This window comes from Herbaspirillum sp. WGmk3, assembly GCF_023952535.1.
GTDB classification, from domain to species: Bacteria; Pseudomonadota; Gammaproteobacteria; order Burkholderiales; family Burkholderiaceae_D; genus Herbaspirillum; species Herbaspirillum huttiense.
On sequence record NZ_JAKYWT010000011.1, the window covers coordinates 23,460 to 38,527 of the forward strand.

A 15,068-nucleotide genomic window follows, 5' to 3' on the forward strand; every position below is an offset into this window, starting at 1 on the left:
TCAGGCTCGCTCGATACGGGGGTCGAAGATGGTTTGCAGGACATCCACCAGCAGGTTCAGCGCCACGAAGAACATGGCCAGCACCAGGATGCTCCCCTGCAGCAGCGGCAGGTCGCGCTGGAAGATGGCCTGGTTGAGCAGGAAGCCGGTCCCGGGCCAGGAAAACACGGTTTCGATCAGGATCGAACCACCCAGCAGATAACCCAGTTGCAGGCCCATGACGGCCAGTGCGGTCGGTGCCGCATTCTTGACCACATGGCGCAAGACGCCAGCGTCCGACAGGCCGCGCGCCTTCAGGCCCACCACGAATTCCTGGGCCAGGATGTCGGCCACCAGGGCGCGCACGGTACGGGCGATGATGCCCATGGGGATGAAGGACATGGTCACGGCCGGCATGAGCAGGTACTTCATGTGCTCCAGGTCCCAAACCCAGGCGCCCGATCCATCGGGGCCGGCACCGGTGGCGGGCAGCCACATCAGCTTGGAAGAGAACACGATCACCAGCACCATCCCCAGCCAGTAATGCGGCACCGACACGCCCACCACCGAAATGAAGGAGGCGGCGCGGTCCACCCAGGAATTGCGGAAGTAGCCCGCCACGAAGCCGAACAGCGAACCGAACACGAAACCGATCAGCGTAGCCACGGCCGCCAGCATGAAGGTATTGCCGACCGCCTTGAACACTTCTGCGGCGACCGGACGGCCGGTCGCGATCGAGCTGCCGAGGTCGCCGTGCAGGGCGCGCCAGACCCAGCTCAGGAATTGCTCGGGATAGCTGCGGTTGAATCCGTAGATTTCCATGAGCTGCTTTTGCAGGTCGGCCGAGGCATCCGGCGGCAGGATCGAGACCAGCGGATCACCCGGGGCGATGTGGACCAGCATGAAGCAGAGGAAGGCCACGCCCAGCATGATGGGCAGGGCATAGAGAAAGCGTCGTATCAGGTAGGCGATCATGGCAGTTCCGGCGACGGGTCAGGTGCTGCGGCGGCAGTGCCGCAAAAGGTGCTTGGTGCGAAAAACGTCACGGTGCAGAAAACGTCAAGCCTGGTGCAGAAAACGTCAGCGGCGCCGGCGCACTGCGGCGCCGCTGATGTGCTCCTGCGTCAGGGCATCAGTCCATGCTCATGGTGGCGATGTCGATGAACCAGCTCTGCGGCTGCACCACGCCCTTGACCTTGGCGGAGATGGCACGCGGGCCGGTGTCGTGGGCCACCCAGACGAAGGGCGCTTCATCGACGATCTTGGCGTGCAGCTGGGCCAGCAAGGCGTCACGCTGCTTGGGATCGAAGGTGGTGCGCGCCTTGGCGATCAAGGCATCGACGTCGGCGTTGCTGTAGAAGCCCCAGTTGTTGGAGGTCGGCGGGGCGGCCTTGGTATCGACGAAACGCACCATGGCAAAGAACGGGTCCATGGAGGCGAAGCTGACGTTGACCGCATTGGCACCGTGCGCGCTGGGGTCCTTGGCACCGATGCGCCAGTTGGTATAGAGGGTGTTCCATTCGATGACGTCGAACTGCACGTCGAAGAAGCACTCCTTCAGGTTCTGCTGCATGAACTCGTTCATCGGCAGCGGCTGCATCTGGCCCGAACCGGACGCCGAGATCTGCACCTTCACCGTCAGCGGCTTGGCGGCCGAATAGCCGGCTTCGCTCATGAGCTTCTTGGCGGCCGCCGGATCGTACTTGATCTGGAAGCTCGGGTTGCCGCGCCACGGATGGCCGGGCTCGACAGTACCGGTGGCTTCACCCATGAGTCCGCCCAGCAGCTGCTTCATCGCCGGACGATTCACGCACAGGTTGGCTGCATGGCGCACACGCTTGTCCAGCCAGGGCGAGCCGGGCACGAAGGACAGCTGCCACGGCCACACGTGGGGCTGCGGATTGGAATAGATCTTGAAGCCGCGCGCCTTGATCGCGTCCAGTGCATCCGGTGCGGGCGCTTCGATCCAGTCGACCTGGCCCGACATCAGGGCCGCGGTGCGCGAGTTGGCTTCGGGCAGCGGCAGCATCACCACACGATCGATCTTGGGGCGGCGTGCGGCATCCCAGTAGCCGTCGTTCTTGACCACTTCCAGCCGCTCGCGCGGGACGAACTTGGCCATCTTGAAGGGGCCGGTGCCGGAAGCATCGGCGGCGAAGGCAGCCCAGGCCTGCTTGCTGCGCTCGGCCTTGTCGGTCACCGAGGCCGGCACGGCAGCCAGTTTTTTCTCCCATTGGGCGGGCGAGGCCATGAACAGGTTGGTGAGGTTGATCGGCAGGAACGAGTCCGGCTCGGCGGTCGTCAGTTCCACGGTGAGATCATCGATCTTGCGCGCCGAGCGCAGGGTGGGCATGCGCGAGGCGGTGGTGCCGACTTGGCTGGGGTCGAATTGCACGGCGTTCTTGTCGAGCACCTTGTTGACGTTCCAGACCACGGCGTCGGCGTTGAAGGACGAGCCATCATGGAATTTCACGCCGGGACGCAACTTGAAAATCCATTTGGTCTTGTCCTTGGCATCGACCTGCCACGATACGGCCAGGTCGGGGATCAGTTCGCTGGCCTTGTCGGCTTTGGACAGGTCCCATTGCGTGAGCCCGTCATACATGGGAATGCCGGTGAAACGGTTGCCCTCGAAGCCCTGGTCGGGCTGGCCCAGCGTGCGCGGGATATCGCCGGCGGTCATGGCGATACGCAATACTTTTTCGGCGTGGGCCGGCAGGCTGGCCAAGGCGCCGAAGGCCAGGGTACAGGCCAGCGTGAGGGGGAGGGTCTTGGATAATTTCATATCGGTGCTTTCCTGGTTGAGGGACGACGATGGAAACAACGGATGCCACTGAAACTGCGCGAAGCCAAGAACGAGATCAGTTGCCCTGCTTTCAGGGCGGAGAGAATGAGAGACCGACGCGTTGGGCGGCGTTGACGATGTGCTGCTGCATGGCCTGGCGCGCGCCGTCGATGTCACCGGCAGAGATGGCGGCCGCTATCGCGCGATGCTCCACGGCGGGTGCCCAGATGCGTTCGCGGTCGGCGAAGGGCACGCGCAGGCTGTGGCTGATGGGGCGCTCGAACTGCCGCACCACCTGGGAAAAGGCGGGGTTGCCGGAGAGCTCGGCCAGCAGCTGATGGAATTCCAGGTCGGCGTGCGAAGCGCTGACCAGGTCGAGATTCTTGAGCGCCTCCTCGAAGCGCGCCTGGATCCCCCACAGGCGCGGGGTGGCATGGGCGCTGATGTGGCGCGCGGCCAGGGCGGCCCCGGCCGACTCCAGCGTATAGCGCAGCTGGAACACGGCCGCCAGGTCCAGCGCCGCAGCGGCTGTGCCGCCTTCACCGGCGGGTGGCTGGGGCGGGGCCACGCGGCCTTCCTGGCGTGGGCTCACCAGCGTGCCCTTGCCGGGAACGGAACGGATGAAGCCCAGCGCCTCCAGCATCGACAAGGCCTCCCGCAGCGACGCGCGGCTGATGCCCATGGACTCGGCCAGTTCGCGCTGGCTGGGCAGCATGGCGCCCGGCGCATAGGTGCCGGAGAGAATCTGGCGCTGCAGGGTCTGTGCTGCGATGTTGGGCATGCTCATGGTGGAGGTCCTTGTTGGCCTGACTGGTCAGACCGCGAAGGGCTCTTCAGCAATGAGCGTGCCACCCGGCCGCGTGGTAGCCGCAAACCCTGCTGCGGTGCGGCTTTGCACGCCCGCGCGTGGCTCGCCGATCCGGGTGCAGCGGTGTGCGGCCATGTGCGTTCTTGAGGCGGCACGCACCCCGGGAGTGAGCGCGATCCCGAAAATCGCGCAAGCCAGCGGAGCGCGCGGACACAAAAAAGCCCGGCGCGTGGCCGGGCTGGAGATTGATTTGTGGATCCGGGCAGTGGCGCTCAGTGCACCGCCGGCGTCACCGGCTCATGCCTGGCCACGAAGTGATACAGCAGGAAGGCGCTCACGCCGCAGATGGCCATCACCGACACCAGCGGCAAGGCGGTACCGTCATGCCACAGACTCATCACCACACCCGAGAGCACGCCCATGCCGAACTGCAGCGTACCCATCAGGGCGGCGGCGGTGCCGGCCTGGCGCCCTTGGTGTTTGAGCGCAATGGCGGTCGCATTCGGGCCGGTAAAACCATAAGCTGTGAGGAAACCGAAGAAACCGAACAGCAACAGCGGCAGGCTCTCCAATCCGGCCAGAACGGCCAGCACCACCGCCAGCGACAGACCGGCCGGTACCCACAGCACCTTGCCCAGTACGCGTTCGGCCGAGCGCTTGACCACCAGGCGCGCATTGATCTGCGAAGCGGCGATCAGCCCGATGGCGTTGGACGCAAACACGAAACCGAAATACTGCGGCTTGATCCCGTGCAGCTCGATCACCACGAACGGACCGCCTGCGATGTAGGCGAACATGCCCGCCTGCACCAATCCTCCGCACAGCACGAAGGACATGAACTGGCGATGGCGCAGCAGACCCCAGTACTGGCGCAAGGTGCGGCCCAGATGCAGCGGTTCGGCACGGGAGACATCCACCGTTTCGGTCAGGTACTTGCGCGTGCCGAGCATGCACAGCAGGCCGAAGATCGTCAGTACCACGAAGATGCCGCGCCAGCTGGCAAAGACCAGCATCAGGCCGCCGATGAAAGGAGCGAGGATGGGTGCCAGGCCAAACACCAGCATCAGCATCGAGAATGCCTTGGCCGAACCCTCGGCCCCCATGCGATCACGCACCATGGCGCGCGGGATCACCATGCCGGCGCTGCCGCCCAGCCCCTGGAACAATCTCAGCACGATCAGTGTCTCAATGCTCTGTACAAAAATGCACAGCAGGGAGCATACGAAATACAAGGCGATCCCGAAGAACAAGGGCGGCTTGCGGCCGAAGCGATCCGACAGCGGACCATAGAACATCTGTCCGACGGCCAGGCCGACGAGGAAAGAAGCGAGCGTGAGCTGGACCAGGTTGGTGCCCACGCCCAGTTCCTTGGCGATGGCGGTGAAGCTGGGCAGGTACATGTCGATGGCCAGCGCGCCCAGTGCAGTCAAGGCTGCCAGGACGGCCAGCCATGGGGGAAATTTGCCCATGGAGAGCGAAGTATCTTTGTTGTGCATGTGGAATTCGGTGAGACAGCCGCATCGCCGGCAGTGAGGACGATGCAGACAGGTTGAAGCAAGGTGAAGCGCGATCGCCCCGCAAGGCGTGAGGGCCACATTATAAGGGCCTGTTCATTTTCGTTCAGGCGGCACATCAAGGCGGACGTAATTGCGCCGTGGCAAAAGCTGAACAAAGACAAGAAATGCACACGCGGTTCGTGCAGGACGATGTAAAAGCTGGCAAACTTGTTGTCATTGTTCTCACATGCCAGGATCGTGCAAAGGGAGCGGCAGGTAGGCGCAACGCAGGCTGCAGCGGGTTACGTGACACAGATCACCATGACTGCGCGAAGGTCAACGCGGCACCATGCGCATTGCTGTAAAACAAGAAAAGTTTAGCCGCAGGGGAAATCGATGCGTGGCCGATATACGCCATCAGTAACAGGCGTGCCTGATCCGGGTTGCCACTCCAGCTGCGGGCAGTCAGGCATGACAGGGTACGCCAAGCGCGGACTCGGAATCTTCATCGCAGGGGTGGCGTCAGCACTCCTGCTGACGGCTTGCGAGCGTGGCGACGACAGCGGCAGCGCTGCCACGGCCACCGCAGCCGCCGAACCGGTGGTGCTCACCGCGCTGGTCTGGGCACCCGACTGGTCCGAGGAAATGCATCGCGTGGCCGATGCCTTCTCGCTCAAGCATCCCGAGGTGCGGATCAACTTGCAATTCATGATCGGCAATTCCGTCGAGGAAAACCTCAAGCCGCGCGCCGCCACCGACAGCCTGCCCGACATCGTCTCGGTCAACGCCAATCCGTATACGGCCACTCTGGTGGACCAGGGCTTGCTGGCCGACATCGGCGATACCCAGGCCTGGGGCAACATGCTGGAGGTCCTGCAACGCGAATGGACCTCGCCGGGCGGGCGGCGCTACGGCATTCCCTCGGGCGTGGCCACCACCCTGATCTACTACAACCGCGACATGTTCGACCGCGCCGGCATCACTGCGCCACCGGCCGACTTCGAGTCCTTCCTCGCGGCCGGCGCCGCACTGCGCAAGGCCGGCCTGGTGCCGCTGGCGCTGCCAGGTGGCTTCCCCAACATGCTGGGCAATGGTCCCTTCAGCTACGGCTTCGCCAACCAGATCGCAGCCAAGGTCCCCGACTGGCGCACCCGCATCGCCAATGGCACCCTGCAACTGGACAATGCGGACGGCGCGGCCATCTTTGCGCGCCTGCGCACGCTGGTGGAGCAGAAGATGGTGCAGGCCGACTGTCTGCGCGCCGGCTACGACACGACCCTGCGCCAGTTCGCCGATGGCCGCGCGGCGATGACCTTCCAGGGCAGCTGGGCCGCCGGCACGCTGATGAATGCGCGCGGCATGCGGGTAGGCGTGTTCGTGCCGCCATGGAATGACAAGGGCCAGCCGCTCAAACCGGTGCTGGGCAGCGAGACCGGCTTTGCAGTGGCCCAGCACAGCGGCGCGCGGCAACGGCAGGCGGCGGTGCAGTTCCTGGACTTCCTCTACGGTCCGGGGATGCCGATCTGGCAAGCCAAGCGGCAGAACATTCCGCCGTTCCGCGTGATCGCGGCCGATGTGAAAGGCGATCCCGCGCTCTTCGCGCTGGTCGACCAGATGACGCGCGATGCCGCCGCCAGCAATGCCCCGGGACTGTATTACTCGGTGCTGCCGGTCAATACCATCGAGGTCCTGCATCCGCTCCTGCAGGCCGTGCTGTCGGGCAGCCAGACCCCGGCGCGGGCCGCGCGCCTGCTGCAGGATTCCATCACCGAACAGGCACGCCTGTCGGCCAGGTAAGGGAGCGCGTTCGATGAAAAAACGGCTCGACTTTTTCTGGCTGGGATTCCTGCGCAAGATCGAAATCCGCTACCGGCTCATCAATTCCTTCATCCTGGTCTCGCTGGTGCCGCTGGTGATCTCAGGTCTGCTGGCCTATCGCGAAACCACCCGTGCCACCCAGGAGAAGGTACACACCTACTCGGTCCAGGTGGTCAAGCAGATCTCGCAGAACCTGATGCTGCGCATGGAAAAGATCGAGGACACCAGCGAGGAGCTGGCGCTCTCCGACAAGCTGCAGCGCCTGCTGGGCGACTATTACAGCGGCGACGAAGCCACCAGTGCTGCGGCCCGCAGCGGGGTGGCGCGCGTGCTGCTGGACACCTATGGATCGCTGCCGGACGTGAACCAGAAATACCTGCTGGACCGCAAGCGCCAGGTCATCGATCCGCAGATCTTTGCGCCGCTGGCCAGCAACATCACCCGCGTGGCGGAGGAGGCGCCAGACCTCGGCGGACGCGGCTGGTGGACGCTCTACAACGGCGGCCATGGCCAGAAGAGCGTGGCCATGCTGCGCGAGATCCGTTTCACCGGCAACAACCGCGCTGCCGGCGTGCTCTTCGTCGGCGTGCGGCCGAGCTACTTCTTCAGCATCTTCGAGGGCGTGGACCTGGGCTATGACTCCAGTCTGTTCATCGTGGATGCGAGCGATGGCACGGTAGTCGTGCAGGGACGCGATACCAGCTTCAGCCGTGCCGATCCGGCCTTGCTGGAGGGCATCACGGCCAGCGTGGGACAACGCCGCACCAGCGACTTCATCGCCTACACGCGCGCCGACAAGACGCGCTACTACGCCGCCATCGCCCAGTTGCCGCACACCTCATGGTGGGTAGTCAGCGCCACGCCAAGCGACAAGCTCAACGCCGACACCCGCTCGGTGCGCGACAAGATCATCGCCATCGGCCTGCTGTGCTTTGCCGCTTCACTGTTGCTCTCGGCGCTGATCGCGCGCAGCATCAGCGTGCCGCTGCAGCGCCTGGTGGCGGCCATGAAGGAAGCCGGCAGCGGCGATACCACGGTGCGCGTGGAACAGGCCGGCGGCGACGAGATCGCCATCCTCTCGCGCAAGTTCAACGAGATGGCCGGCAAGCTGCAGCAGAACAAGGAAGAACTGGAAGACCAGGTCGCCCGCCGCACGCGCGAGCTGGAGCTGGCCAACCGCAAGCTGGAAGCGCTCTCGGCCACCGATGGCCTGACCGGGGTGGCCAACCGGCGTCGCTTCGACGAGGTACTCGACAGCGAGCTGCGGCGCTCGGTGCGCTCGGGCCATGCGCTGGCGCTCCTGATGCTGGACGTGGATTACTTCAAGAAATACAACGACCGCTACGGCCACGTGGCCGGGGACGAATGCCTGCGCATCGTGGCGCGCGTGCTGCAGAAGAGTTCGCGCCGCGCTACCGACCTGGTAGCACGCTATGGCGGCGAGGAGTTCTGCGTCATCATCGCCGAGAGCGATACCGCCCATGCCCTGCAGCAGGCCGAGCACATCTGCCAGGCCATCTTCGAACTCAAGCTGCCGCATGCCGATTCGCCCTTCGGCTACATCACGGCCAGTATCGGCGTGGCCTCGCTGCAGCCGGATGAGCACACCAGCGCCGAACAACTGCTGCGCGTGGCCGACCAGGCGCTGTATCACGCCAAGTACCAGGGCCGCAACCGCGTGGTGCTGGGCAGTGACGCGACCAGCAACCTGTGATCGGGTAGAGTCGCCCGGACCGGTCCACCTGACGAAATGCTGACGTCGCGCGACGCTTTGCAAAGTTGCGTCAAGACGCCGCCGGCGGCCCTGAACCAATGTCATCGCGCTGCATCATATCGCTATGCCCACCATCACTTTGAGAAGAGAGGTATAGCAGATGAACCCGAGTCGCCAAGAAAAAAAACACTGGACCATCGATGACATCGACCTGAGCCGCATCGACCGCGAGCGGGTGCGGCAGAATGAAGACCTGTTCTACCTGGTGGCCTGCGCTTCCTTCGTCGAAAGCGGTTCCGACCTCTACACCCACAACCTGGTGGAATTCTACAAAGGCGATGCCGAGGTCGAGACCTGGTTGCGCGAGCAGTGGGAACAGGAAGAGCTGCAGCACGGCGCGGCCCTGCGCGCCTATGTCGAGCATGTCTGGCCGGAGTTCGACTGGCCGCGCGCCTACCAGGGCTTCCTCGACGAATATTCGCAATACTGCAAGGTCGAGCTGCTCGAACCGACACGGGCCCAGGAGCTGGCCGCGCGCTGCGTGGTCGAGACCGGCACCTCCACCTACTACCGGGCGCTGGCGCGGGCCACCGACGAGCCGGTCCTGAAGCACCTGGCCGGACTCATCGCCAATGACGAGGTCAATCACTACAAGCATTTCTACCAATACTTCAGACGCTATCGCCGCGAAGAAAACATCGGCCGCTCGCGCGTCTTCGGCACCCTCAGCCGCCGCACCCTGGAACTGAAGAGCGAGGACGCCGATTGCGCCATCCGTCACGTGGTGATGGTGTACAAGCCGGAACTGGCCGCCGATCCGGCACGCGTGAAGGAACTGGCCTCGCGCATGAGCCGTACCGTGCGCGTCAATCTCAAGCCCGAAACCACCATCAAGATGATCATGCGGCCGCTGGAGTTGCCGGTGGCCCTGCAGAACATGATCGAATTCCCCTTGCGCCAATTCATGCAGCACGTGCTGCTGCGCTGATCCCGCGCCGGAGGGTGGTCCGCCAGGACCATCTTCCCGCCCAAGCGCCGGGCAGGCACCGCAATGGATCACGCCGCCTGGCGCCCCATCGTTCCCGATGCGCTCACTATTGTGAACAATCCGTCTCACCCCTCAGGAAGTTGAGCCACCTGCCGCAAACCCGCCTCCACTGGCGCTTTGCGTGGCGCACCAAGATCGCGCACAACCGAGCGCCAGGCTGGTGAGTGTTGCCGCAGCGACATGAGACTGTCGACAATGGCGCTCGGCTTTGGTGCGCAATCCTGGCGTGCCTGACAACATTCTTCCCGCACCGCGCCCCTCCCCGCCCCGCTTTGATGCAGCCCGCAGGCCCTCGGCCGTGCATTGGCACGCAATCTGCTAAAGCGACTGGGCAGTGAAAAAATCTTCCAAAACTTTTCTCGAGGGAGCACCACATGTCACGTCGTACCGTACTGAAAGCCACCGCTCTGGGCGCATTCGCACTGGCCGCATCCTCCTGGCTGCCGTCGGCCTTCGCTGCCGACACCATCAAGGTCGGTATCCTGCACTCGCTGTCGGGCACCATGGCGATTTCCGAAACGTCCCTGAAGGACGTGGCCCTGATGACCATCGACGAAATCAACGCCGCCGGCGGCGTGATGGGCAAGAAGCTCGAACCGGTGGTGGTCGACCCCGCCTCGAACTGGCCGCTGTTCGCCGAAAAGGCCCGCCAGCTGATCTCCCAGGACAAGGTCTCGGTAGTCTTCGGCTGCTGGACTTCGGTGTCGCGCAAGTCGGTGCTGCCGGTCTTCAAGGAACTGAACAGCCTGCTGTTCTACCCGGTGCAGTACGAAGGTGAAGAACTGGAGAAGAACGTCTTCTACACCGGTGCTGCCCCCAACCAGCAAGCCATTCCCGCCGTGGAATACCTGATGTCCAAGGAAGGCGGCGGCGCCAAGCGCTTCGTGCTGCTGGGCACCGACTACGTCTATCCGCGTACCACCAACAAGATCCTGCGCGCCTTCCTGCACAGCAAGGGTGTGAAGGACTCCGACATCGACGAGGTCTACACCCCGTTCGGCCACTCCGATTACCAGACCATCGTGGCCAACATCAAGAAGTTCTCCGCAGGTGGCAAGACGGCCGTGATCTCGACCATCAACGGCGACTCCAACGTGCCCTTCTACAAGGAACTGGGCAACGCCGGCCTGAAGGCGACCGACGTGCCGGTGGTGGCATTCTCGGTGGGTGAAGAAGAACTGCGCGGTGTCGATACCAAGCCGCTGGTGGGCCACCTGGCCGCCTGGAACTACTTCGAATCGGTGAAGAATCCGGTCAACACCGCCTTCATCAAGAAGTGGAAGGAATACGCCAAGGCCAAGAACCTGCCCAACGCCGATACCGTCGTGACCAATGACCCGATGGAAGCCACCTACGTCGGCATCCACATGTGGGCACAGGCCGTGGAAAAGGCCAAGTCCACCGACACCGACAAGGTGATCGCCGCCATGGGTGGCCAGACCTACAAGGCACCGTCGGGCTACACGCTGGAAATGGACAAGACCAACCACCACCTGCACAAGCCCGTCATGATCGGCGAAATCAAGGCGGACGGTCAGTTCAACGTGGTCTACAAGACCAAGACCACCATCCGCGCACAACCCTGGAGCCCGTACATCCCGGGCAACGAAAGCAAGCAGAAGAACTAAGCTTGCGCTTGTTGTAGTTCATGGCGTTCTTCGGAGCGCCTTCCCTACGCCGCAGCGTGGCGTAGGGAAGGCGCTCCGTCCGCCGCAATGCATCTCCCTCCACAAGAAAACCGCCCGACGACTCGCCCCGGCCACCGCATTGACCGGCCCGCGCTTCGAGGCGCACACCGACCATGAAACCAGCCATCCAGTTCCTACGCGGGCTGCTCGCGACCTGGCTTTGCGTCCACGCCCTGGGGGCGTTCGCAGCCATCGATCCGGCCCTGCTCAAGCCCCTTGGCGGAGACGACCCCGACGCGCGTATCGACGCCGTCAACCAGATTGCCGCGCTGGCCAATGAAGACGCGCTCAAGATCCTCAACGCCTTGAACAACGACGCGCTCTACGTCACCCCCGCCGGTGACGTGCTCATCGTCGACGACGCCGGCAAGGCATTCAATCCGGCCACCGACCAGACCGGCCCGGCCCCCGATGATGCCGAAGGCATCACCGTCAACAACCGCCTGCGCGGCGCTGTCGATGGCGCGCTCTCGGGCCTGAAGCTGCTCTCACCGCAGCGCGACCAGCGCCTGGCCGCCGCCGGTGAATTGCTCAAGAATGCCGACCCAGCCCAGATCCCGCTGATTGAAAAAGCGCTCGCCAAGGAAAGCGATCCGCAGATCAAGGACGTGCTGCAGCAGGTGCAAGCCACCGCCAACCTGCATTCGGCCGACCCGGCGGCACGCCGCGCGGCCGTCAAGAAACTGGCCGAGACCACCAATGCGTCCCTCAAGCCGGTGCTGGAAAACATGCTGGCCAAGAATCCCGATGGCTCCTACGTCGAAGCCGATGAAGGCGTGCGTATCGAAGCAGTGCGCACCCTCTCCGCGCTGGACCGCCACCTGGCCATCGTCGACTTCGCCGGCAAGCTGTTCTATGGCGTCTCGCTGGGTAGCGTGCTGCTGCTGGCCGCGCTGGGCCTGGCCATCACCTTCGGCCTCATGGGCATCATCAACATGGCCCACGGTGAGCTGCTGATGATCGGTGCCTACACCACCTACGTGTGCCAGCTGGTGTTCCGCAAATTCTTCCCCGGTGCCATCGATGCGTATCTGGTGGTGGCACTGCCGGCGGCCTTCATCGTGGCCGCGGCCGTCGGCATCGCGCTGGAGCGCCTGGTGATCCGCTGGCTCTATGGCCGTCCGCTGGAAACCCTGCTCTGCACCTGGGGCATCAGCCTGATGCTGATGCAAGGTGTGCGCTCCATCTTCGGTGCGCAAAACGTGGAAGTGGCCAACCCGAGCTGGATGTCGGGCGGCGTGACCGTGCTGGGTTCGCTGGTGCTCTCCTACAACCGCATCGTGATCGTGTTCTTCGCGCTCTTCGTGGTGTTCGCGGTGTGGCTGATCCTGAACAAGACCCGCCTGGGCCTGTTCGTGCGCGCCGTCACCCAGAACCGCCGCATGGCCGACTGCGTGGGCGTGTCCACCGGCAAGATCGACATGATGACCTTCGGTCTCGGTTGCGGCATCGCCGGTCTCGGTGGCGTGGCCCTCTCGCAGCTGGGCAACGTCGGCCCCGACCTGGGGCAGGGGTACATCGTGGACTCGTTCATGGTGGTGGTGCTGGGTGGCGTGGGCCAGCTGGCCGGGACCGTCATCGCAGCCTTCGGCCTGGGCGAAGTCAACAAATTCCTGGAACCGATGGCCGGTGCCGTGCTGGCCAAGATCGCCATCCTGGTCTTCATCATCGTATTCATCCAGAAGCGTCCGCAAGGCCTCTTCGCACTCAAGGGAAGGAGCGTGGAATGAGCACCATGATCATGCGCCCCTCGCTGTTCAATCGCCCGTCCTGGACCGGCATCGTCATCTGCACCATCGTGCTGGCACTGCTGCCGGTGTGCAACCTGCTGTTCCCCGCAGATAGCGCGCTGCACGTGTCCTCCTACACCGTCGCTTTGGTCGGAAAGTTCATGTGCTATGCCATGGCTGCGCTGGCCCTCGACCTGGTGTGGGGCTACACGGGCATCCTCTCGCTGGGGCATGGCGTTTTCTTCGCACTGGGCGGATACGCCCACGGCATGTACCTGATGCGCGCCATCGGCCGTGACGGCGTGTACCAGAGCAACCTGCCTGACTTCATGGTGTTCCTGAACTGGAAGGTTTATCCCTGGTACTGGTGGATGACCGACCACTTCTGGTTCTCCATGCTGCTGGTGGTGCTGGTGCCGGGTCTGCTGGCCTTCGTGTTCGGTTACTTCGCGTTCCGTTCGCGCATCAAGGGCGTGTACTTCTCCATCATCACGCAAGCGATGACCTTCGCCTTCATGCTGCTGTTCTTCCGCAACGATACCGGCTTCGGCGGCAACAACGGCTTCACCGACTTCAAGCGCATCCTCGGCTTCACCATCACCGCACCGGCCACCAAGGCGGTGCTGTACCTGGTGACGCTGGCGCTGCTGTTCGGTGCCCTGGTCCTGTGCCGCATGATCGTCACCTCCAAGCTGGGCCGCGTGCTGCAGGGCGTGCGCGATTCCGAATCACGCCTCATGTTCATCGGCTACAACCCGCTGTGGTTCAAGCTCTTCGTGTGGACGCTCTCGGCCGTGATCTGCGGCATCGCCGGTGCCCTGTACGTGCCACAGGTGGGCATCATCAATCCTTCCGAGATGTCGCCGGCCAACTCCATCGAGATGGTGATCTGGGCGGCCGTCGGTGGCCGTGGCACGCTGATCGGGCCGATCATCGGCGCCTTCACCGTCAATGGCCTGAAGAGCTGGTTCACTGCGGCCTTCCCGGACCTGTGGCTGTATGCGCTGGGGCTGATCTTCATCCTGGTCACGCTGTTCCTGCCGCAGGGCATCCTGGGCCTGGTGCAGAAATTCAAGAAACGCGATGCCGCGTCCGCTGAGGGCAGCGCATCCAAGGAGGCCGCATGAGTGCCATCGAACCCGGCAAGAATCCAGTCGCCATCGGCGGCCTGGGCGGCAACGTCGATACGCCCCGCGCCGACCACGGCGCATCCTACGAACGCATCAAACCCGAGGGCGTCGATACCACCCACGGTGCCATCCTCTATCTGGAAAACATCACGGTGTCCTTCGATGGCTTCAAGGCCATCAACAACCTGAACCTGGATATTTCGGTCGGTGAACTGCGCTGCATCATCGGTCCCAATGGCGCGGGCAAGACCACGATGATGGACGTCATCACCGGCAAGACCCGGCCCACCGCCGGCACCGCCTTCTTCGGCCAGACCATCGACCTGACCAAGATGACCGAGTACGAGATCGCGCATGCGGGCATCGGCCGCAAGTTCCAGCGCCCGACGGTGTTCGAGCAGCACACCGTGTTCGAAAACCTGGAACTGGCGATGAAGATGGACAAGCGCGTCAAGACCACGCTCTTTGCGCGCCTGTCCTCGGAGCAGATCGGCAAGATCGAGGAAATCCTCAAGCTGATCCGCCTGAACGGCCAGGAGCATCGCGTGGCCGGCCTGCTCTCGCACGGGCAGAAACAGTGGCTGGAAATCGGCATGCTGTTGATGCAGGAGCCGCAATTGCTGTTGCTGGACGAACCGGTGGCCGGCATGTCCGACGCCGAGACCGCCCGCACCGCCGAGCTGTTGAACGAGTTGCGCGGCAAGCATTCCATCATGGTGGTGGAACACGACATGGGCTTCGTCGAAGAGATCGCCCAAGGTGGCAAGGTGACCGTGCTGCATGAAGGATCGGTGCTGGCCGAAGGCAACATGCGCCAGGTGCAATCCAACGAGCGCGTCATCGAAGTCTACCTGGGACGATAAGAGCGGAGA

The 15,068-nt window shown here is 63.7% G+C and carries 12 protein-coding genes; 7 read left to right on the forward strand and 5 right to left on the reverse strand.

Going from position 1 to position 15,068, the window contains the following annotated elements:
- From MKD49_RS25515 to MKD49_RS25530, 5 genes are all read right to left on the reverse strand, one after another.
- Positions 1-954 (reverse strand): ABC transporter permease, encoded by a 954-nt coding sequence (locus MKD49_RS25515; protein ID WP_134134228.1) that lies wholly within the window; start codon positions 952-954, stop codon positions 1-3.
- 157 nt (positions 955-1,111) lie between these two features.
- Positions 1,112-2,764 (reverse strand): ABC transporter substrate-binding protein, encoded by a 1,653-nt coding sequence (locus tag MKD49_RS25520; RefSeq protein WP_252697698.1) that lies wholly within the window; start codon positions 2,762-2,764, stop codon positions 1,112-1,114.
- A gap of 91 nt (positions 2,765-2,855) precedes the next feature.
- Entirely contained in the window at positions 2,856-3,551 is a 696-nt protein-coding gene (locus tag MKD49_RS25525; protein WP_121041315.1) for a FadR/GntR family transcriptional regulator, read from the reverse strand.
- A 27-nt stretch (positions 3,552-3,578) separates the two neighbouring features.
- A complete protein-coding gene (locus MKD49_RS26460) occupies positions 3,579-3,707 on the reverse strand; it encodes a hypothetical protein (RefSeq protein WP_256497827.1) in 129 nt (42 codons plus the stop codon).
- 137 nt (positions 3,708-3,844) lie between these two features.
- Positions 3,845-5,068 (reverse strand): Bcr/CflA family multidrug efflux MFS transporter, encoded by a 1,224-nt coding sequence (locus tag MKD49_RS25530; protein WP_209583616.1) that lies wholly within the window; start codon positions 5,066-5,068, stop codon positions 3,845-3,847.
- A 471-nt stretch (positions 5,069-5,539) separates the two neighbouring features.
- Between MKD49_RS25530 and MKD49_RS25535 the strand changes: the two genes are divergently transcribed.
- The 7 genes from MKD49_RS25535 (at position 5,540) to urtD (ending at position 15,059) form a co-directional block, all read left to right on the forward strand.
- Positions 5,540-6,865 (forward strand): ABC transporter substrate-binding protein, encoded by a 1,326-nt coding sequence (locus MKD49_RS25535; RefSeq protein ID WP_252697699.1) that lies wholly within the window; start codon positions 5,540-5,542, stop codon positions 6,863-6,865.
- Between the two features lie 13 nt (positions 6,866-6,878).
- Positions 6,879-8,600: a diguanylate cyclase gene (locus MKD49_RS25540; protein WP_034339882.1), complete on the forward strand. Its 1,722-nt coding sequence runs from the start codon at positions 6,879-6,881 to the stop codon at positions 8,598-8,600.
- A 160-nt stretch (positions 8,601-8,760) separates the two neighbouring features.
- Positions 8,761-9,588 carry a ferritin-like domain-containing protein gene (locus MKD49_RS25545; protein ID WP_252697700.1) on the forward strand — a complete coding sequence of 276 codons (828 nt, stop codon included), beginning with the start codon at positions 8,761-8,763 and terminating at the stop codon, positions 9,586-9,588.
- Between the two features lie 434 nt (positions 9,589-10,022).
- A complete protein-coding gene (gene urtA, locus MKD49_RS25550; RefSeq protein WP_013236630.1) occupies positions 10,023-11,276 on the forward strand; it encodes an urea ABC transporter substrate-binding protein in 1,254 nt (417 codons plus the stop codon).
- A 173-nt stretch (positions 11,277-11,449) separates the two neighbouring features.
- Positions 11,450-13,066, forward strand: coding sequence for an urea ABC transporter permease subunit UrtB (urtB, locus tag MKD49_RS25555; RefSeq protein ID WP_252697701.1), 1,617 nt, complete (start codon positions 11,450-11,452; stop codon positions 13,064-13,066).
- Positions 13,063-14,193, forward strand: coding sequence for an urea ABC transporter permease subunit UrtC (gene urtC / locus MKD49_RS25560; RefSeq protein WP_252697702.1), 1,131 nt, complete (start codon positions 13,063-13,065; stop codon positions 14,191-14,193). The genes urtB and urtC overlap by 4 nt, the downstream gene beginning before the upstream one ends.
- Positions 14,190-15,059 carry an urea ABC transporter ATP-binding protein UrtD gene (gene urtD / locus MKD49_RS25565; protein ID WP_039790232.1) on the forward strand — a complete coding sequence of 290 codons (870 nt, stop codon included), beginning with the start codon at positions 14,190-14,192 and terminating at the stop codon, positions 15,057-15,059. The genes urtC and urtD overlap by 4 nt, the downstream gene beginning before the upstream one ends.
- Positions 15,060-15,068: the final 9 nt, after the last annotated feature.